General features: G+C 48.1%; 18 protein-coding genes. 12 read left to right on the top strand and 6 right to left on the bottom strand.

Going from position 1 to position 20736, the window contains the following annotated elements:
* The first annotated feature begins 170 nt into the window (after positions 1–170).
* The 6 genes from CWC22_RS15225 (at position 171) to CWC22_RS15250 (ending at position 6782) form a co-directional block, all read left to right on the top strand.
* Positions 171–665, top strand: a complete 495-nt coding sequence (locus tag CWC22_RS15225) for a DUF1993 family protein (protein WP_138538619.1) — start codon at positions 171–173, stop codon at positions 663–665.
* Positions 666–888: 223 nt separating this feature from the next.
* On the top strand, positions 889–2328 hold the full coding sequence (locus tag CWC22_RS15230; protein WP_138538618.1) for a hypothetical protein: 1440 nt from the start codon (positions 889–891) through the stop codon (positions 2326–2328).
* 135 nt (positions 2329–2463) lie between these two features.
* A complete protein-coding gene (locus tag CWC22_RS15235; RefSeq protein WP_125562782.1) occupies positions 2464–3228 on the top strand; it encodes a hypothetical protein in 765 nt (254 codons plus the stop codon).
* Entirely contained in the window at positions 3228–3728 is a 501-nt protein-coding gene (locus tag CWC22_RS15240; protein WP_125562784.1) for a hypothetical protein, read from the top strand. Before CWC22_RS15235 ends, CWC22_RS15240 begins: the two co-directional genes overlap by 1 nt.
* Before the next feature lie 18 nt (positions 3729–3746).
* Positions 3747–4247 carry a DUF4402 domain-containing protein gene (locus tag CWC22_RS15245; protein WP_138538617.1) on the top strand — a complete coding sequence of 167 codons (501 nt, stop codon included), beginning with the start codon at positions 3747–3749 and terminating at the stop codon, positions 4245–4247.
* Positions 4248–4292: 45 nt separating this feature from the next.
* A complete protein-coding gene (locus CWC22_RS15250) occupies positions 4293–6782 on the top strand; it encodes a hypothetical protein (protein WP_138538616.1) in 2490 nt (829 codons plus the stop codon).
* Here the strand turns inward: CWC22_RS15250 and CWC22_RS15255 are convergent.
* The gene (locus CWC22_RS15255) at positions 6779–7618 is read right to left on the bottom strand and encodes an AraC family transcriptional regulator (RefSeq protein WP_138538615.1); all 840 of its coding nucleotides are present in this window, start codon (positions 7616–7618) and stop codon (positions 6779–6781) included. The two genes, CWC22_RS15250 and CWC22_RS15255, sit on opposite strands and share 4 nt — an antisense overlap.
* 95 nt (positions 7619–7713) lie before the next feature.
* On the opposite strand from CWC22_RS15255, the gene CWC22_RS15260 reads away from it, so the two are divergent.
* The 4 genes from CWC22_RS15260 to CWC22_RS15275 all read left to right on the top strand — a co-directional run bounded on the left by CWC22_RS15260 (position 7714) and on the right by CWC22_RS15275 (position 12756).
* Positions 7714–8466 (top strand): HAD-IIB family hydrolase, encoded by a 753-nt coding sequence (locus tag CWC22_RS15260; RefSeq protein WP_138538614.1) that lies wholly within the window; start codon positions 7714–7716, stop codon positions 8464–8466.
* A 73-nt stretch (positions 8467–8539) separates the two neighbouring features.
* Positions 8540–10132, top strand: a complete 1593-nt coding sequence (locus CWC22_RS15265; RefSeq protein WP_138538613.1) for an ABC-F family ATPase — start codon at positions 8540–8542, stop codon at positions 10130–10132.
* Positions 10133–10396: 264 nt separating this feature from the next.
* Positions 10397–12055 (top strand): SUMF1/EgtB/PvdO family nonheme iron enzyme, encoded by a 1659-nt coding sequence (locus CWC22_RS15270; protein ID WP_230090579.1) that lies wholly within the window; start codon positions 10397–10399, stop codon positions 12053–12055.
* A gap of 329 nt (positions 12056–12384) precedes the next feature.
* Positions 12385–12756, top strand: a complete 372-nt coding sequence (locus CWC22_RS15275) for a hypothetical protein (protein ID WP_138538612.1) — start codon at positions 12385–12387, stop codon at positions 12754–12756.
* A 95-nt stretch (positions 12757–12851) separates the two neighbouring features.
* On the opposite strand, the gene CWC22_RS15280 is transcribed toward CWC22_RS15275, so the two are convergent.
* Positions 12852–14387 (bottom strand): hypothetical protein, encoded by a 1536-nt coding sequence (locus CWC22_RS15280; RefSeq protein ID WP_138538611.1) that lies wholly within the window; start codon positions 14385–14387, stop codon positions 12852–12854.
* A gap of 387 nt (positions 14388–14774) precedes the next feature.
* Here CWC22_RS15280 and CWC22_RS15285 point away from each other — a divergent pair, with 387 nt between their 5' ends.
* Positions 14775–16043: a sterol desaturase family protein gene (locus tag CWC22_RS15285; protein ID WP_125562796.1), complete on the top strand. Its 1269-nt coding sequence runs from the start codon at positions 14775–14777 to the stop codon at positions 16041–16043.
* 44 nt (positions 16044–16087) lie between these two features.
* Positions 16088–16831 carry a DUF1295 domain-containing protein gene (locus tag CWC22_RS15290; protein ID WP_138538610.1) on the top strand — a complete coding sequence of 248 codons (744 nt, stop codon included), beginning with the start codon at positions 16088–16090 and terminating at the stop codon, positions 16829–16831.
* A 222-nt stretch (positions 16832–17053) separates the two neighbouring features.
* Here CWC22_RS15290 and CWC22_RS15295 read toward each other — a convergent pair whose 3' ends face one another.
* The 4 genes from CWC22_RS15295 to CWC22_RS15310 all read right to left on the bottom strand — a co-directional run bounded on the left by CWC22_RS15295 (position 17054) and on the right by CWC22_RS15310 (position 20612).
* Entirely contained in the window at positions 17054–18892 is a 1839-nt protein-coding gene (locus CWC22_RS15295; RefSeq protein ID WP_138538609.1) for a winged helix-turn-helix domain-containing protein, read from the bottom strand.
* 62 nt (positions 18893–18954) lie between these two features.
* Positions 18955–19332 carry an MmcQ/YjbR family DNA-binding protein gene (locus CWC22_RS15300; RefSeq protein WP_125562802.1) on the bottom strand — a complete coding sequence of 126 codons (378 nt, stop codon included), beginning with the start codon at positions 19330–19332 and terminating at the stop codon, positions 18955–18957.
* 62 nt (positions 19333–19394) lie between these two features.
* Complete coding sequence (locus CWC22_RS15305; protein ID WP_230090580.1) at positions 19395–20042, bottom strand: GNAT family N-acetyltransferase; 648 nt, start codon at positions 20040–20042, stop codon at positions 19395–19397.
* 114 nt (positions 20043–20156) lie between these two features.
* A complete protein-coding gene (locus CWC22_RS15310) occupies positions 20157–20612 on the bottom strand; it encodes a GNAT family N-acetyltransferase (protein ID WP_138538608.1) in 456 nt (151 codons plus the stop codon).
* Between the last annotated feature and the right edge of the window lie 124 nt (positions 20613–20736).

Below are 20736 nucleotides of genomic sequence, written 5' to 3' on the forward strand. Positions count from 1 at the left end.
TTAAACTAAAACTGTCTCTGATTTTATCTACTACATTTGTTGTAGGTATTTGAAAGTAATAATTAAGCGTATTTTTAGGCGCTTAGATTTGTTAACAAAACAAAGTGCTGCTTATCAGCTTGTCGCGCACATAGTTTTTCGCTTATTTGACTTGTCTAAACGAGGGAAACATGACCGATATTATTGAGCCATTCGTACATTATCTGAACCAATTGCAAGCAATACTGGCACGCGACGACATTAAAGATGAGCTACTAATGCGTCGTCTAAGCTCTGACATGTTTCCATTTCACCAACAAGTTTCAACCGCCGCCGCACTCTCGTTACGATGCTGCTGTCCTTTATTTAATAGAGAAGTCGCGAACTTCAAGCGACCCGTTGTGAGCGTCGCAGATTTACAAGAAGAAATAGACGACACTCTGGACTATCTAACGCAATTACAAGACGTCTCATTGGATGAAATGCCCACAAGTATTACTTTTGTGGCGGGGTTTACCAACCATACTCTGGAGCCTGAGAAGTACTTTCAGCTTTATGCCTGGCCCAACTTTTTATTTCACTTCTCAATGGCATACGCAATACTGCGCGCCGCAGGCATTCCTCTGGGCAAAGGCGACTTTGATGGCTTTCATCGCTACCCCGCCGGATTTTCATTTCCTTCCTGAACAGGCCTGGCAAGCCAACAAACCCAGGGATGATAACAAAGGTGCCTCTTTGTCCCTCGGAGTTGGCTTTACTGTTCTGACGTAGTTCACGCAACCAAGCGAGTGAACGAACAGCACACCTAAAGACTCCCGGATAACCCCTAACGGCCCTCAACCTTCCTAAAGTTATGAGCTTGTTTGCCGATAGTATGTCCAACTTTAAGTAACAAGGATAAGGTTATTTATGACGCTACACTTTCACACTTACTCCAATCGGACAGACCACCTCTTTGACCGGCAAACCCGCAGTGCTCAGGAAGTACAGGCTACAGTTCACGCAGAGATTGCCGACTCAGGAACACCTATCACAGACGAGCACTTAAAAACATTGCTCCCGGAAACCCCGAACCGTCCAGCCTCGCCTTTCACTTATCCAAGACCCAGTGCTGAGCGGTCTGACTATGTTGGCTTTAAGCGTTTTCATATTGTCAGCCAGCATAGTGCAGACACGAAACATGGTCAGCTGAGTAAAGAGTATGCTTATGGCGACCTGAGCGACACAGAAGACATCAATGCGTTTCTCGTCCAACTTGACCGTCTGCCACCCGAGCAAAGGAATAAACTCGAGCACATTAAACCCAGTAAATCTCTGCTGTCCATCGCTGAACGGCTAGATGATGAAGCGCTGTCTCAACTTGCAGATATATTAATAGACGCTGGCAGTACCCCTATTTTTTCTGAACAAAGACGAAACCAAGTGCCAGACCAACTCGTCGACGCACTCGCGGCTTTGTCTGATGACGTGCTGGGAGATACCATTGCAACCCTTGCCAGTCTGCGCGAACAAGGTGCAAGCTATCAGGCCCCTAATTCACCAGTGAGTCTTGATGAGCATGGTCAGGAGCATTTGCTGATGGCCTCATATGACCGCGATAAGTTCTGGAAACACAAATTCAGTCAACCCGTGGAAGAGGTTGAGCTGCTGCACACCTTCAGTGATTTACTAATCAGCGGTAAGTTCAAAGGCGAAGATCTCAGTACGCTGAATACCCACCTGCAACAAAGTACCTTTGAGCAAAGTCGGGGCGTACTGGATATGGCCACAGTCATTAAACCTTTTGAGAAGCACAGCATGCTCGAGATGCTGGATGAAGCTGACAAAGACAGCGAGCCGAATATCTTTGCTTACCTGAGTCAGCAAGTCGACCTGTCTGCCCACCGTCAGTACTACCAGAGCGAAAACAACGACATGGTGGTGCAACAAGACCTGCCGCCAAGTGACTCTGATCGTGGACGTCTCTATTCTGATATTTTGACCGCTTATGATGAATATGGACTGGGGTGGATCAATGATGCACTGGAACATGTGGCAGATACGCCGCCACAAATTCAACGACAACTGTGGAGTCAGCTACTGGATGATGCAGCGCAATTTGAAGATCAGTTTATCCGCTCAGATGCGTTAGAAAACTGGGCCAATCAGGCAATCACTCCAATTTTACAAGCATTTCATGATCAACAGATTGAGCGCATTCGCGAATTTAACAGTGAACGCGAAGTACCTGATTACCTGGGTAACCTCACTTACTTTGGCAATATGCGCCAAGCGACTATCTCGTCCGTTGATACGACCCAGTCCACACAGAATAGTGCCGTCAACAATAACCACTCTGTTGAAGAGTAAAACGAACACAGGGAATGCGCCTTTGTTTGTTGTTTGTCGGGCGCACTGTGCAAAGGTTGCAGCCAAATCTAATTAGGATATGATACCGAACACTTAGCCAAGCTCATTACACTAATAACTCACAGAGCACGATGTATGACCAAAAGATTTTTCACACTGGTACTGCTAGTAACGGTATTCGTTTCCCAGGCATGGGCCTCAACCTTTAAACTCGACAGACATAGGGTAGTTCTGGATCAGGACATGCGCCGTGGCGAACTGCGCATTTATAACACCTCTGATAGCCTGCAAAGCTACCGGATATCGCTTATCGACATGCAAATGGATAAAGAAGGCATATTGAAGTTTGCACAGCAATATGAGTTTTCTGCCAAGCCTTACTTGCGAGTCGGGCCGCGTGTTGCCAAAGATGTTTTGCCCAAACAATTTCAGAAAGTTCGACTAATGAAAAAAGGCAAAATCCCGGAAGGAGAGTTTCGTGCACACCTCATGGTTGAAGCACTTAGTGGTGATGACCCGACGGAGCAAAGTGGCGCTATTCAGGTTAAAGCCAATTACAAGGTTGTCATTCCCGTTTTCATCAAAAACACTTCCTCAGTCACTGAGCTGTCGATTGGCGACATTACATTCAGTAAAGATGCCAGCAACCTGATAGTCAGACTGAACAAACAAGGTCCGGGGCATACCAGTGCAAACCTGGTCGTCAAAGAGGCTGAAGAAGAGCTTTTTCGGGTGAATCAATTCAGCTTATACCCAGAGCTCAGTCAACGAGATATGACACTACCGATTGAATATAAAGAGGTTGCCAGCAAAAAATTGACAATTCAGCTGGAAGATGTGGAATCTAAAGAACCGCTAAAATCACTCGACGTCACCATCACAGAGGACCTGCTGAAGTAATGGCTGTCGGCTTATTGACTGGAGTGTGGTTAGTCGCGTCTGCGCAAAGTGTCGATACATTGACATATCTGAAGCAGCAGCAACGCCAGGCCGGTCAATTTAATGGGGTCAGTATCAATTTATTGGCGCCCATGACGTTTCCCCAGCTAAAACAGACACCCGCAACCTGGGATGGGGCTTTTTGTAAGGCCAATGGCAAAAAAAATAAAAAAGCCGTAAAAAAGTCACTTTGTCCGGGGTTAAGAGGCTACAAAGCAGAGTTTGAAATTAGCGGTGAGCCCAGAAGCTACGTGGACATACACGTTTTTGGCAATGAAACCAAACAAGGTCTTACCTTTACCGTACAGAATAAATCAGGAGGCTTTAGTAAGCGCGTTAGAATAAAAAAAAGTGGAGTTGGCACATTTAGTGCAGGAGGTATTATAACGCTCAGTAACGCTCATGAAACAGGCAGCGGAGAATACGCTTTCAGCTACACAGTTACTGCGCTATATCAATAATAATTAAGGAAATAAACAATGTTTAAAAAAGCCTCCAGCACACTTGCACTGTTAGTTATGAGTTTTGGTTCAGCCGCAGCGACTTATCAGGTTGATGTTAACCTGGTGGTTGAGCGCGCACCTCTGCAAATTGCACAAACATCCGCTATGAGCTTTCCTGAGCTTTTGGTAAACGAAGCGTCGAAAAACGGTGACTCTTGTTACGCCGTAGAAACGCCGCTACCAAACCCAATCGCATCTGCCCTGTGTAACGATGCCAACGTTGGCGGTAAACGTGCCACTTTTACCGTATCAGGCACGCCTCACGCACAAGTTGTCTACACATTTTCTGCACCCGATCAGACGCAAGATGGACTTCGCTTTACCATGACAGACATGACAGCAGGTGCTCAGCTTGATAACGCAGGTGAAGCCAGCGTCTCATTCGCAGCCAGCATTGTACTGGACGATAAAGATGTCGCAATCAATGCACCTGGTACCAAATCATTTAGCTATGACTTTGTTGCAGCTTACCAGTAATATCACCAAGTTCCCTTAAAGGCCCGGCCCAGCCGGGCCTTTACCATGCAGTATCTATACGTTTTATTCTTTCTATTGCCATTTTTTTGCACGCACACTTCAGCCCGGGAAGTAGGCGATATTGCCGACTTTGTATTTGCTGATCTGTATGTCGACCAGCAAAACTTTCCCGAAGGGGCAGAGTTAATCACCGACAACTACGAAGATTATTATTTATCCCAGAATAACCTCAATGCCTTGCTCGTTAGCCACCTCACTATTGACCCGACAGGCAACCGCTTATCCGGTGAAATTTGGAGTGAACAAATCGATATTGAACTGGATGAAGCGCACTGGGTTACGTTAGATGGAGAGCCCTATATCCGGCTCGACATACTGGCGGCACTCGGCATTGATTCAGAGTTTAATACGCGCACTCAGGTGCTGGCTTTTGACACTCGGGACAGACACCCCAGTTCACAGGAAAAAAAACGCGAGGCTCGAAAAAATATCCTTGCTGCAATGCAGCGAAAACGCGCCAACCAGCTTGTTTTGAACGACCAGTACCAATGGTACACAGCACCTTATGTCGATGTGCAACTGTCTGCATCGGATAGCAAACAAAATTCCAGTGCTTCGGCCTATGTTTCAGTCAACCAGGATCTGGCGCACCATCAGGCACAAATCATACTCACTGACTCTGACAACGATAAACGCAACGGACGTTTCCAGCTCTCCCGCAATCTCACTGAGCTGAGCGAATATCAGTTTGGCGACTTGCAAGGTCTCACAGGCGCACTGCTGCAAGCCGGCGGAAGCGGTTTGGGTGTGCAATATGGGGCGACGTACAACAGCGCGAGTAAACCACTCATCATCCAGGGCTATGCAGAGCCTGGCAGTGACGTCGAGCTCTATCGCAATGATGTGTTGTTTGACCTGGTGCGGGTAACAGCCAATGGTCAGTACCGCTTTCGGCCGCTCCAGGTGTTTAACTCGAATCACAGTTATCACTTGATGATCCAGTCGCCAGACGGAAAACGCGTTCGCCGGGCAGTCACGCATCAGGCGCATTCTGGCTATAAACCCGGACAGTGGTATACCAACTTAACGGCCTACACAACCAAAGCATCCATACTCAAAAAAAGGCGTTTTAACCCACAGGAAAAATACCTCAACTCACAATTGAACTATGTCGTCAGTGCCCGGGACGAATTAAACCTTGGTGGCGAATGGCTGGAAAACACCCGCCAAAAAACATTCTTATGGTATCTGGGCTGGGAGCGGGCAAATAGATCAAGCGATGCCAAATGGAGCCTCAAAGCGGGCGGACATGAGCAGTTCCACTATGATTTGAAATGGCTGACCCCACTGAGTACCACACAAACTTTAAGCCTTGCGTCCCAGCGTGGGTATGGTCAGTTTGGCAAGGAAAACATCAATACGCTAAATTATGAACAGACATTCAATCGCTGGCAGTTTAGTTCAACTCTAGGCCTCAGCCAGATAAATCAATTACGTTATAAATCTGTTGATGGCTACCTCAGCTACCAGGCAGACTCAGGAAGTGTTAGCACAAACGTCAGTCAAATAAGAGGCGATGACGCGCATGAGCAGCAATACTCCATGATTGGCAGCTTGTTTGGCAGCTGGGGCAGAGCGAGGTTTAATTGGAACAAGTCAACCGGCTTGTTTGAACAACATGCTCTGGCGCTCAGTTACGCCAATCAGTTCAACGGCTATCACGGCTCTTTGCAACTGCGCCGCTCCTTCACTCAGCGCCGAAATACCGCATCGTTTTCGTTATCAAAAACCTTCGATGCGATGGCAGTCAATGCCAGTGCCACCTACCATGAAAGCAATGGCTGGCAATTTGGCTTATCTTGCTCATTTTCGTTTTACGGGCCAAGGCCGCTCAGCACCATCAGCAGCCAAAGTGGTCGACAAAGCAGTTCCGTCAAGCTGCGCGCGTTTTACGATCGTAATAACAATCAACGATTTGATGAGCAAGACCAGTATTTACCTGATATTGCCGTGATGATGCATGGCAACAAGGTTGACACTGTTTCTCATCCACAAGCCAGAACAGTGCTTCACCTACCCGCAAATCGTCCTGTGACACTGGAAGTAGAACACAATGAGTTGGACGTCCTGTACTTACAACCTCAATTTGGACTCATAGAAGCCGACCTGCATCCAGGTGCTCAGCCCATTGTTGACGTTCCTTTTCACCTGCAATTCGAAGCTGAGGGCATCATTACCCTGCGTAATGACGACGGCAAACTTGAGGACCTCACTGGCCGGGTGGCGCTGCAACTGACCCGAGAAACCAGCGGTGAACAAACCATTATCTACACAGAATCAGATGGCTTTTTCTTTTTTGACAAGTTGAAGCAGGGAAAGTATCACCTTGAGGTCTCTCCACACTATCTGGCCCAAAAGGCGCTTACCTGTGACCCTTGCCAGTTACGCTTTACGCTGGATGAAAACAGCGAACAGCTGGTCATACTGGATGATTTGACACTGTTTCCAACTCCCCCAACGCAACCCAAAAGCTAACGCTTGCGCCAGCTAAACTGACGCCGATAAGCACTGGGTGTCATACCTGTTTGTGCTTTAAAAAACTGATTAAAGTAGGCTGCACTGACAAAGCCGCATTGTTGTGCCACCACCCCAATAGGCCGATGCTCAGTTGCCAGTAAATGCTGGGCACGCTGACAGCGCAGTAGCGCGCAATATTGAGAAAAAGAGCAGCCAAGTTCTTGCTGAAACCACCGTTTTAGCGTCGCGGTGCTGACATTGATATGCGCTGCACACTGAGCCTGACTGGGAGGATTGTCAACCTGACTGGCAATGAAGGCCTGAACACGCGCTAGCCGCTCTGAGATACGCGAATGAGCAAGCCGGATCCCTTTGGCAGGACAGGCGCGCAGCTCCGTCAGTATCTCACATAGCAAAGCCAACCGACCAACCGGACTTTTCGTGTGAAGCGCCAGACACTGTTCACGCACCTGCTCAGCAGCATCCCGACTGAAAACTAGCCCACTCTCAATACGCTCAAGCCAGCCTTGCAAGTCTGCCAGCTCCGCAATGGCGCAGTTCAATAGTGCCTTAGGCCATAACACGACCACAACCAGCTCAGCCGTATCATTGGGTGCCTGACTGTCCCAGGTATGGGGCACTCCGGGTGCAACCAACGCCAGGTCAATGTCATCAAATTCATGAATGGCATTACCGATAAATCCACTGCCCTGTGCTCCGATTGTCAGGATCAGTTCGAAGCAATCATGCTGATGCCATTCAAACATGACTTTTTGTTTTTCGATGTATTTAACCTGTACAGATTGATTCAGTGCAAATCGGATCGGTGCAGGCTTTCCGGTATTAACAGTCAAATGGAGCTAATATTTATAAATAATGAGCTAATAACTAAAATATTAAGTGGTTAGTTTGGCAAAGTAAACGCTCTCTTTTGTACCTGGATGTAACGATGAATTTTGTTTTTGATTTAGATGGCACGACCGTATTCCAAGCCCAACGCATGCATGACGACATAAGGGATGGCCTGTTAGCACTTGAGCGCAGTGGTGGCAACGTATACTTCGCCACAGCCCGACCACTAAGAGATACACTCCCCGTCTTGCCTGACTGTTTCTGGCACCACCCAATTATTGGCTGCAATGGCGCTATGTTCAGTCAAAACAAAGCGGTAGTCAAAGCACACAGCTTCGACCCGGATCAGGTGGGAGACTTACTTGCTTGGCTCGATAATCACCAGATAGCGTACTTATTTGATGGTCACTGGCAGTATGCCATCTCCGATAAGCCTCATCATTTTCATCAGCATGTGGCCGACCTTGGCATTCCGCCAGGCTGCAATCAGACCCTAAGACATGAGCCCATAGTCAAACTCCTGATCCTGGAAGATGCGCATCATGATCAGGTCAAGCACATGTGTAAGCAGACCCTGAGCAGCTTTGAAATCTATCATCACAATGGCCACCATTGCTTTGATCTGGTGCCCGCACGCAGCAACAAGCTCACAGCGCTGCTGGAGCTTGGCCTGAATATGCAGCAAACTGTGTGTTTTGGTAACGATGTCAATGACATTGCCATGCTGGAGGCCGCCCATCAGGCCTATGTCGTCGGCAAGCAGATCGCACCGAATTGTGAGTACGTTCAGTTAACCCAGCAAACCGTCGCGTTGACCCTGCATCAGTTAGCAAATAATCTTTGTGTATAAACCCGCACCTTGCTCCCCCCCTGCCGCGATTTAATGCTAAAATCGCGGCAATTGAATTTAATGAGCACCCCTTATGCTTTCCTGTAACAACATCACCATGCAGTTTGGCGCTAAGCCACTGTTTGAAAATATCTCGGTTAAATTTGGCGATGGTAATCGCTATGGTCTGATCGGCGCCAATGGCTGTGGTAAATCAACCTTCATGAAGATCCTCAGCAAAGAGCTTGAAGCCAGCGCAGGTAACGTGTCATATGATCCTAATGAACGCATCGCGAAACTGAACCAGGATCAATTTGCCTACGAGGAATTCTCAGTAGTCGATACCGTTATCATGGGCCACAAAGAGCTTTGGGAAATCAAACAGGAGCGCGATCGCATCTACTCGTTACCTGAAATGAGTGAAGAGGACGGCATGAAAGTGGCCGACCTGGAAACCCAGTTTGCCGAAATGGATGGGTATGCTGCCGAAGCTAAAGCCGGTGAGCTGCTGCTGGGTGTGGGTATTCCTACCGAGCAACATTACGGACCAATGTCTGAAGTGGCACCAGGCTGGAAACTAAGGGTGCTGCTGGCACAAGTGCTGTTTGCCGAGCCGGACATCATGCTGCTCGACGAACCAACCAACAACCTGGACATTTATACCATCAAGTGGCTGGAAGATGTGCTGAATCAGCGTGACTGCACCATGATCATCATATCGCATGACCGTCACTTCCTGAACTCTGTGTGTACGCACATGGCCGATATCGACTACGGCGAGTTACGCATTTACCCGGGCAACTACGACGAATACATGCTTGCGGCCACTCAGGCGCGGGAACGTCTGCTGGCTGACAACGCTAAGAAAAAAGCCCAGATCACTGAACTTCAACAGTTTGTATCACGCTTCTCGGCAAACGCTTCAAAAGCGAAGCAGGCTACATCGCGTGCCAAACAAATTGACAAGATCCAGCTGGAAGAAGTTAAAGCGTCGAGCCGTCAGAATCCGTTTATTCGCTTCGAACAGTCCAAACAACTGTTCCGGAATGCACTGGAGCTGGAAACCCTGTCACAAGGCTATGAAGACGTGCTGTTCAGTGGCCTCAATGGCCTGGTTGAGGTGGGTGAAAAAGTCGCGATCATCGGTGAAAACGGCGTAGGTAAAACCACCCTGCTGAATACCCTGGCTGGCCGCATGGCGCCTAAGTCGGGTGCGTTTAAATGGTCAGAGAATGCCAACATTGGTTACTATGCTCAGGATCACGCGGACGAATTCGAGAAAGACCTGGACCTGTTCCAGTGGATGGAGCAATGGCAGCAGGAAGGTGACGACGAGCAGGTGGTTCGTGGATTCCTCGGTCGAATGTTGTTCTCGCAAAACGACATCAAGAAGTCAGTAAAAGTGATTTCCGGAGGTGAGCAAGGCCGAATGCTGTTTGGCAAACTGATGATGCATAAGCCAAACATTCTACTGATGGATGAGCCAACTAACCACATGGACATGGAATCTATCGAATCACTGAATATGGCACTGGAGCAATACGAAGGTACCTTGTTCTTCGTATCACACGACCGCCAGTTCGTATCCTCTTTGGCGACTCGTATCTGGGAAATCAAAGACGGTCAGATCATTGACTTCAAGGGCACGTACGACGAGTACCTGGCGAAGCAGGCCGCAGAGCAATAAAGATGATTTTCTGGCCGCGCCCTGCGGCCAGACTCTCCACACAAATCACTTTTCAATTGCACTCCTGCCATTTCCGTCCCACTTTCCATTTCGTTTTCACCATGTGTGTTAAATAAAAATAAGAATAAAAGTCAATAACTTAAACCCGGCCTTATCGCCAAATCGTTCTAGAATATTTCTATTTTCCTCACTTTGTAAAAATTCGCTAGGATTTCTCCCGCTCAGGTTAGGCATGGTAAAGCCGTCTTTTTTACAGGAAAAATAATGATGAAAGCGACTCTTCCCTATTCTACCTGCTTAGTGCTACTGGCCAGTGCACCCGCACTAGCTGGCAAACCCCTTACGCCCATTGAACCCATCATGGTGACTGTCCCAGCGGGCAGCTTTGACATGGGCAGTAAAGAAAACGAAAACAGTCAACCCGTCCGTACTGTTACCCTGCCCGAGTTCAGCCTGGGGAAATACGAGGTCACCGTCAGAGAGTATCGACGTTTTATAAAGGCCACCGGCTTCGAGGCTCCACAGGCCTGTTATCACCAACTGGACAACTGGTTCATCGGCAATACGCCCGGTAGCTGGGATAATAACAGCTTGACCCACAATGAATTTCAGCCTGCTATCTGCGTAAGCTGGGCAGGTGCAAAAGCCTATGTTGACTGGTTAGCAAAAACGACCGGGAAACCCTACCGTTTGCCCAGTGAAGCAGAGTGGGAATATGCAGCTCGCGGCGCTGCCACAAGCCGATTTTATTTTGGCAATGACCCGAAACACCCTTCTGTTTGTCAATATGAGAACACCGCCGACCTGAGCGGAGAAAATGAGCTACAACGCTCCACTAACAGCTCTTATGTCAACTTCGTTGATGGCTTTGCCGATTGTGTTGATCATGCGACCTATGCCAGCGTCGTCGGTATGTACAAACCCAACCCATATGGTCTGCATGACATGCTGAGCAATGTCGCAGAGTTTATGGGTGACTGCTATCAAGACAACTACAATAATGCCCACTCTGATGGTCGAACGTTCCAGTCAGAGCAGTGTGAAACCCGCTCTACACGCGGCAGCAGCTGGCACTGGAATATCTGGCCTGTAACACAACGCGGTGGGATGCCTGAAGACTTTGCGGGTGCCGCCGAGGGCTTTCGCATCGCATTGGATGGCCAGGCCCCCAAGCCCGGCAAAGCAACTCGTCAATTCGAGCGGCAGCTTGCCTTTGCGCAACAGCAGGAACAAAAACGCCGGGATCAGCAGTTTGCTTATCCCCAGCCTGTCACTAACCTGACGCTTTCCCAAATCGATGGTAAAGCGATGCTCAGCTGGGATAGTAGCAAAGAAACAGATATTTTTGGCTACCGGGTTTATCGTAATTACAGCGCAGGCTCTATGTTTGAACTGATTGCCGACAACGTCATCGACACGCAGTTTATCGATGCCAATGCCTCGCCCAATATTTACGAATATGCTGTGGTAGCCGTACGTCGCAACCTGCAAAGCAACTACAGTAATCTGGTCAAAACCCAAGGTAAAGCGCTTACAGTTCCGGGCCGCATCGAAGCTGAATATGCGCACACCGTCACTGGCGCGAATACCGACAGAACCTCAGATACGGAGGGGAGATTCAATCTGACCGGTGGCGGTGGCATTGCCGAAGGTGCTGAGATTGACTACCAGATCACAGTCAATCAAAGTGGTCACTATCGTCTGAGTTATCGGATTGCCGGACCACGCGATGGCAAAGGCTTTTCTGTCAAAATCAACGGGAAAACGGTCTCAAAACACGCGGTCAGGGGCACCGGTGGCTATCATGACTGGCAAACCCAACAAGGAGAGCGTGTTTACCTGAGTGCAGGCGAGCATACGCTGAAACTTCAGTCCCACGACACCAACTGGAAACTCAACTGGCTAGCGCTGAATCGCGACTAACCATTAAAGCGGGGGAAACTAAGTTTCCCCTGCACTTGCAATCTGCTCTGTTAAGGTCAGTATTCCTCCACAAATTGCAATAACATAACGAAAACGCGCCCCATAAGTTTGCCCATTCATTGAAATAAGCGCTACTTTTTAACATAGGCCTGAAAAAGCGTTTCTAACTTTGATTAACCAGCAGACTGTATGGACTATAACTTAACATGCTAATCAAATATTGCCTCTTACTCACCCTCTTTCTCTGTTCATCAAGCATAGGTGCACGCTCGCTCTGTGACAGTCCTCAGTATCATGCTTTTGATTTCTGGATAGGGGAATGGCGAGTCATGTCAAAGGGGCAGTTTGCAGGCAATAGTAAAATCACCAAAATACTCAACGGCTGTGTCATTTTAGAGGAATATCAGGCAGTTTCCGGGTATAAAGGTAAGAGTTTAAATATCTTCGATAAACAACAGCAACACTGGCATCAAAGCTGGACCGACAATGCCGGTTTGCTGCTGCAACTCAATGGCAACCGCTACAATGACGGCATGGTATTGCAAGGCCCGGGGCTGGACAGTGAAGGCAAGCCTGTTTTACACCGCATCACCTGGCAACCCAAAAAGAATAACACAGTACACCAGCACTGGCAGTCCTCAGGCAATGAGGGCAAGTCCTGGGAAACGCTATTTTATGGTATCTACCATAAAATTCAGTGAAGGGTAATCAGGCTCGCGCTCAGCAGGGCGTTGTGATAACCATGCTGTAGGTAAAAGGGCACACACTTACCTGTGCCCGTTTACAGGATCCACGATTACTGCGGTGGGATTGCAGGCCAGTATCCAAGCACAAAATTATCCATTTCCCCTTTAATACTAACGCTACCATAGGACCGAACCCGGACAATCATGCGATAAAGCGGCCGCGAAGAGTCGACCGGGTAAACTTCATGCAGTTGAAAACTGCCCACCCCCAGCATGCGCTCTTCACAATGGCTATCTTGTGCACCATTCATGTAATATACGTCTGTACACACTCTGACGGGCGTGTCTTTTTGCGCTTCCATCAGCTGTACAGCCAACTGGGTATAGACTTTATCCGCATAATATTTTGCGCCCCAGCCAAAGTAATGTGTAAAGCTAGCCTGGCGCCACGGACTCATCTCAAATCCCAGGCTATGCTCACCACTGATGACCTGAAGATTCTGATTGCTCAGGGTAACGTCTTGCGGCGAACGTGTTGTAAATCCGCCGGTATCAGTTTCAAACCCTGACGTCGAGATCGTCACCAAACCATCCGACAAGCTGGTACCGGAAAGCAGCGTCAGACTATTTAAGGACACAGCTCCGTCCGCGGTAATACGCAGCTCAGTAGAGGTAATCTCTGTGGTCAAGCCATCACTACCCAGGTCAACAATAATCGGCACCACGGTGGTACTATTTGGTGCAATGTAATAACTAGGCGCAAAGGCAGCACTGTGATCAACATTGCGGAACTGCTTTTGATAACTGGCACTGCTATAAAGCTGCGTATTTACCGGCTGCGAACCTGGGTTGGTAATGCTAGCCTGATAGATCATATACTCAGGGTGAGTATGAGAGAAGTCAGGCGCTGCAAGGTGAAAGCGCGTAGCATAACTGCCGGATGCAGTCTGGTTTAAACGCAAACTTGCCACCCCATTAGCATGCGTCAAAGTGGGAGCATGACTAAAAAAGGCGTCAACCTGCGCCTCGGTGAGCGTCGAGAAGTCTTGCCCTGGTGAGAACAATTCCACTTCGGCATTGCTTTGATGGCTCCCCTCTTCGAGTGTTATCTCAAGATTGTCCAGGTAGACGGTTTCATTGGGTAAAGCGTAGCTGTCAAGAAACCAGGTAACTTTGTGAATGGCTTTGCCCGCTAGCAAGGTTACCTGGCAGTCATGGGAATAAATACTGTCCTGATAGGTGGGTACTTCATCATTACGTGAAACATAAGACTCGTACACATTGCCATCGGCATATTCTATCTCAAACACACACTGCACTAGGGTGTCGGGGCTGCGGCTTTCACTGTCGGATAGTGGCATCGCGACATCAAACGACGCATTCAAACGACTCACCTCGGGGAGCGTTCGCATGATCAGCGCCTCAGTACCGACCCGATAATGGCCTTCGCTGGTCATCGCCAGACTCTTTGCCCCGCTGATGGGTGACAGCGGAGTTGCTGCAAACTGGCTCAATGCGCCGTCTGCTACAAACAAACCGACATAGCCATCATCAAAATTCTGACTGACCAGTGTTGTTGTGTCTGAAGCCTGAACCGCTGCGGCAGACGCCATCAACCCAAGCAGAGGTAATACATATTTAGTCATTGTTTTCATTTCCTTTTTTATATCCCGCACACCGTATCGGCCTGAACTGAAAAACATTGACCAAACACTCTATTTATATTCCTGAGCATAAAACAGCAGGGAATTTTTATTCCACATCCATTTTCTATTCACATTTAAAAAACACAATGTTAACCACCATTTTCTATTGGGCATTCGCCTACAACCCCTGTATACAAAGGGGGTAAGGTGTAATAGCAAGGAACAGTAAACAAAATTAGTGAAATTAAGGATAAATCAATGTTAATATAAATTTACAAAGTTATTTTATTCCATATGTCGATGCTTATGACATATGCATCATAAAAAGACAGCAAGCCTGTTGGCTGCTGCCCTCAACTAATTAAGACAACACACTAAGGGATTAACATGGATCTCAACTTTACCGAAGAAGTAATGTATACCCTGCCCTTTTATCTGGGCCCGCTTTTTATTCTGGCAACCATCAATTTTTTGCGAAAGCAAAAAAACTACCGCCTCAATGACACCCTAACCAATGCCACTATTGCACTGGGCAATCTGGGCTTGTCGTTTATCTTTTTGCTCGCCGTGGTTGCCCTGTACACCTTGGTCTACAACGAGTACAGACTGGTCGAACTGGATCAGAGCAACCCGCTGATTTATTTACTCGCATTCTTAGTTTATGACTTTTTGTATTACTGGAACCACCGCTTCCATCATATGATAGGGCTATTCTGGGCCGACCATCTGGTACACCATACGGCGGAGAATTTTAATTTTGGCGTATCCATCCGGATCAGCTATTTCACCGAACTGACCATGTGGATGACCTTTATCCCTATGGCATTTATGGGCATTTCGCTGGAAGTATTTCTGGCCGCCAGCTATACCCAAATTATCTGGGCATTTTGTATTCACACCAAATACCTGAAAAAAACCCCTCGCGCAGACAAAATTTTTAATACCCCCTCTTTGCACCGCGTCCATCATGCGCGTAACCGTCAGTATATCGACAAAAACTATGGGGGCATCTTAATCATCTGGGATCGCCTGTTTGGCACCTATCAGCGAGAGTTGGAGAGCGACCCGGTGGTATACGGTGTGCGTGAATCATACCCAAGCTTTAGTCCACTGGTGATCAACTCTTATTACCTCAAAACCATCTGGCAAAAAATTAAATGCTCACGTTCTGTGTTTGAGGTGTTGTGCTCTATTTTTGCGCCACCAGCCTGGCTTCCTAAAAACGCCAATAAAGCCGATTTCTACTCGCTCACCGCCAAAGTAAAGTCCAAAGACTTTAAGCCAAAAGACCCTTACATCTGTAAACGCACCAAATGGACTGCCTTCGTGCGCTTTAGCAGTATTGTGGTGCTGTTTACCTATCTGATGAGTTATTTTGGCGAGCTACCCACATTGCCTTTAGTGAGCCTGTCCCTGCTGTTTTTCTGGCTCTGTCACTTTAACGGCTTAGTGTTCGATGGCGCCAAGCTAGGCCTGCCTATGGAGGCCGTCACACAAGTGTTATATGGCCTCATTTTGTACTGGGCCATCGAGACCGGTCAAGCGGCCTGGATCACCCTAGGGACTGCCACACTGGCACTAATATCTCTGTGTAACTACGTCATCTATCGCACCCGTCCAACTGCGCCAGTGGAACTCAGCGCAGAGCTCCAGTAGATGATATCGACTAAAGCTAAGTTAATATGATTGAAGGAAAAAATATGGAAACAATAAATCAGAACTCGGACAGTCAAAGTGCCGGTGGTGGAGTCAATCGCGAGCATGGCCGCACCATAGCGCAAAGGTGGACCTTTGTCGGCCTGCACTTTGGCTTAGTGCTCTTCTGTGCCTGGCTGGCAGTAGCTGACGGCTGGACTCTGATTGGCCAAGTATTTGGCCAACAATGGACGCTGGTTGATAACGACAGAGCCCTGCTCATGCTGGCCTGTGTGTTTGTCTACTGGTTGCGCCATGCCATTACAGTACTCTACCTGCTGCAACGCAGAATTGACTGGGGAGAAGCTTTGGGTTTGCTGTGCTTCATGGCCTTTTTCGAAATAGGCCTGTTACTGGTCGGCGGTGGTGCATTCAGAAGCGAAGTGATCCCATTTGGTACTCTGGACATCGTGGCGCTGGTTCTGCTGGCCGTTGGCTCATATCTGAACAGTGGTTCTGAGATCCAACGAAAATGGTGGAAACAAAATCCAGCAAACAAAGGCCAATGCTACACAGAGGGTCTGTTCAAGTATTCAATGCACATCAACTACTTTGGTGATGTCGTGCTGTTCACGGGCTGGTGCTTACTCAGCTATAACTTCTGGACGCTATTGCTGCCCTTTTTTATGGCGTACTCGTTTATCAGTTTCCATATTCCGGCACTTGATGGCTACTTGTCTGAGCGTTATGGCGAGAAATTCGACCAATACGCAGCCAAAACCAAAAAGCTGATCCCTTTCGTCTACTAATACCAATTTGCTTAATTAAGTGGTCTATTTTGAGGCGAGAAAATAGGGTCGATAACAAGGCAAAAATTTTGCTATTTAGTTGTTCTAAATGAGAAATTTTTAACACTGTTAGCGTCCTATTTGCTCCTTCAAATAGACCAGGTATTAAGTGAAATTGATATAACCTTGCGTGTCAGGCTCAGCGGCCCTCATCGCCTCTGAGTCTGACGGGTAATACCCTACCTATCTGCCCGCAGCCATTAAATTGAGTGCCAGCAACTGTGCTTCATTCTGCGTTCGCCAGTCTGACGTCGCATGCTCACTGATATACTGCGCATAGAAATCACTGTTCACGCCTGACTCAACTGGCATCTGACATAACAGCAACGCCACATCAAGACCAATCCGGCGCTCTCCTGACAGCTGAGCCAGCTCAAAGGCACGCAACGCCAGGGGCAAAAGTTCACTCTCAGTTTGCACGGCAGCCGCGTACATAACTGACAGATAAGCATTTTCCGCATTATCCTGACGTACACTGGAGATCAGTGATTCAGCTTCCTCAAAACGCGCTTCACGCAAATAATAACGAACCAAAAATTTACGGCTGGACTGAGCCACCCAATGATTCGGTGTCAGTGTCGTATATTCCAGCACGCGCCGATAGTGTGGTTCTTTGTCAGCGGGCTTATCTGCAAAAATAGCATAGTGGAAAGGCACTTTAGCAAAGTGGTAAACCGGCAGCTCATAGTACCGCATTTTTTCCTCTGCCAGCCTTAAATAAAGATACTTATCATCATCTTGCTGGTTTTTACTTGCCATTATCGACAAGTAAGTCAGCGCATCTAACTCTCTGGCAATGTCCTGTGTCTGTCGGGCCAGTTGTGCGGAATGCAGCAGGCTCGCTTTAACCTGCTCATAATCCCGCTGCAAATGATGCAACCAGGAACGACTGTGCAAGACGTCTGCCTGAGCTCTCAGATCCTGGCTGATCTCCAGCGCCTGCAATGCGGCGTCCAGTCTTATCAGACTGAGGTCGACCAGGTTTTTGCGTAACAAAATCTCACCCTGATACGCCAGAGCGCGACCCTCTTGCTGTGAGTTAGCCTGCGCTTTGGCCAGCACGGCCAGTTTTTCAGCCATGGCCATTGCTTTCTCTAATTCCTGTACATCCAGATACGCATTAACCAATGCTCCCAGCAGGATCAAATCTTTAGGTGCCCGCTGGTGGGCCTGCGTCAACATGGCCAGCCTAAGATCGGGTGATTGGGTATGTTGCAACAAAGACGCGACAACCGGCTGACTGAGGTGCTGATAGAGCTTCTGCTGCACGGCTTGTGGAGTTGCGCCATGCAACACCCCCTGCCACTGACCCGCCGGGCCTTTGAGCCAGAAAGTCAGATACCAAAGCGCGTCAATCTGACGCGCACTGGCAGTGAGGATCACCGGATGCTGCGTTGTCACCTCTGGGTACAACAATTCCTGCGATGTTCTGAAATGCGCCGCAGAAAGCGTAGTAAGGAGCGTAAAATTCAGCTGCATGGTGTCTTGTAGTTGCCACTGTTCAGGCTCTGTGCCTTCAAATGGCAAATAAGTTATCGCAAAATGTGTCGATTGCACTTCATCGCGCTGCACCACAAAGATAAATGCCAGCAACACCAATAAGGAGATAAGCGATACTCCCAGCCAGTTGCTGACCCTGTGGCGTACTGGAGCGTCAGCGGGTGTCGCGGTCACAGGCGTATGAACAGTGTCCTGAGTGGTGAGTGAGTGCGTTACCGGCGCGGTGTTCACGGCTGTTACCTGGCGCTGCCACTGGTAGCCGCGCTTGGCAAAAGTTTTGATCGCATCGTTGCCAAATAAGGCGCGTAAATGACTGATATTCTGAAACACCGCCTGTTCAGAGACGACTTTGCCTTGCCAGACCTGATCCAGAATTTCCTCTTTACTCAACACTCTGTGGGTATTTGCCAGTAACAGAGCCAGTAATTTTGCTTCATTGTGGCGAATAGCAAGTGCGGTGCCCGCACGAAGCAATATCAAATCAATACTGTCGAACTCAAAGTCATCGAACTGGTAGCGCATAGTGTTATGTAATTGTTATTATCCTACTCGGAAACAAGAATAACCCAATTGTGATTAAAACACTAAAGGTGCAGCAATACAGCCTCTCGCTGTTTTTTGGACATCTTCTGCACCACCAGTAGAAACGAGTTATCGATCATGCGCTCAATTTCTCCGCGGGGCACTGAGCCGTCCAGGATCACCGTATTCCAAAGTCGCTTATTCATATGATAACCGGGGATCACAGCCTCAAAAATATCCCGCAATGCCTGTGCTTCATCCGGGTCACACTTCAAATTTAGCCACCAATGGCACGTTTCACCTTCGTTATATCTGCCCGGTGACAAGGTGGCGAACATTTTGTCTTTCACTTTAAACACATCCACACCTGGTCCAAAGGGTTGCCCGACAGAAGAAAAGGGTTTATTGAGCAGGTAAGTGTGGGCTTGTGTATGGTCCATGATCGATTCCTTTACAGATATATAAGCACACCATACACATTCACATAGCGTATGCCAATGTTCTAAACAGCAGGTTCGCACGCACCGTATGCCGCGAAGATATGTTCATAGAAATGCGCTTTATGAGCCATCAATAATGCAGCACGTTTATGGGGGAAATCAAACTCGAATTGTTTGTCATAACCGAGCTCTGCCATGCGGGTCATCAGGCGCGCATTGTCGGCTCTGGGTTCCAGCACAATGCGCTGAGTCTGTGGCTGACTTTGATAGATCAGATGACTGAGGCTGGTCATCCAGCCTCGAAAATTATTTGGTCCTCGGCAACTTTGCTCACCCACTAACAAATGTATCCCGCGGTCATAAGTGTCGGCTTCATAGTAGTGTGCCAGCTTGTCTTTCGCCGCCCAATATACCTCCAGATAAGCGAAAGGCTGCTCGTCAAGGTATCCTATCAAAGGCAAAGTGTGGGCATCGGCTAATTTGTCACTCAAATACTGCCATTGTTTTTCTTCACTCCAGGCCTGTTGCCAGAAATGCGCAATCCGGGGATCATTCATCCAGCGGCAAAAGCGGGGCAAATCATCGGGGCTGATCAGCTTGAGTGAAAATTGCTTATTTAAATAAGGATTAAAATACTCGGCCAGCACGGCCCCCATTTCCTGGGGTTTGTCCTGCTCAAGTCCGGTGGACCATAAATTTGAGATATTCATAAATAAAATAGTAACTTTGGCGGATAACACCTATGAGACGAACATCATACAGACAAATTTATGCCACACACCGAGTGACACATCCATGCCACATAGCAACAACGTAGCAGAGTCTTACGCTGTCTGAACCGGGCTCTTAATAACAAACCCACTTTCTACACCCGATTTGAATCCCACCTTTTCATACAGCTTATGCGCGCTGGCTCTGGTCGCGCCAGACAACAACATCACCTTATAACAACCCTGCTCCCAGGCACACAACAACGCCTTTTCGAGCACCTGCTCACTAAGCCCCTGACGACGAAACGACTCCGCGGTAATGACATGTTCAATGATGCCAAATGGGCGGCACCCGTTGGTAAGTGTCAGTACCACACCCAATTGACAAGTTGATGCCAGCTGGCCGTCTACCTCAGCAACCACGATACTCACTCCCGGGTTATTCAGCATCTCAGCCCAAGTCGACTCAAGCACCTGCTCGCTCATATGAGGATCATGTCCACGTAACTCTTTATACAATTTCACAATACCGGATAAATCTTGCTGTGTTGCCAATCGGATGTTTGTCATTTTTGCACCTCGTCCTTAATTTAATTTCAGTAAGCGTGTGTCCCAGGCCAGTAAAAGCACCACAGGACTCTGATTTACTTAACAGAGCGACTATTAATTTAACCAACTCGAGCTGAACATGTAC

It is taken from the genome of Pseudoalteromonas rubra, from assembly GCF_005886805.2.
Classification (GTDB): domain Bacteria; phylum Pseudomonadota; class Gammaproteobacteria; order Enterobacterales; family Alteromonadaceae; genus Pseudoalteromonas; species Pseudoalteromonas rubra_D.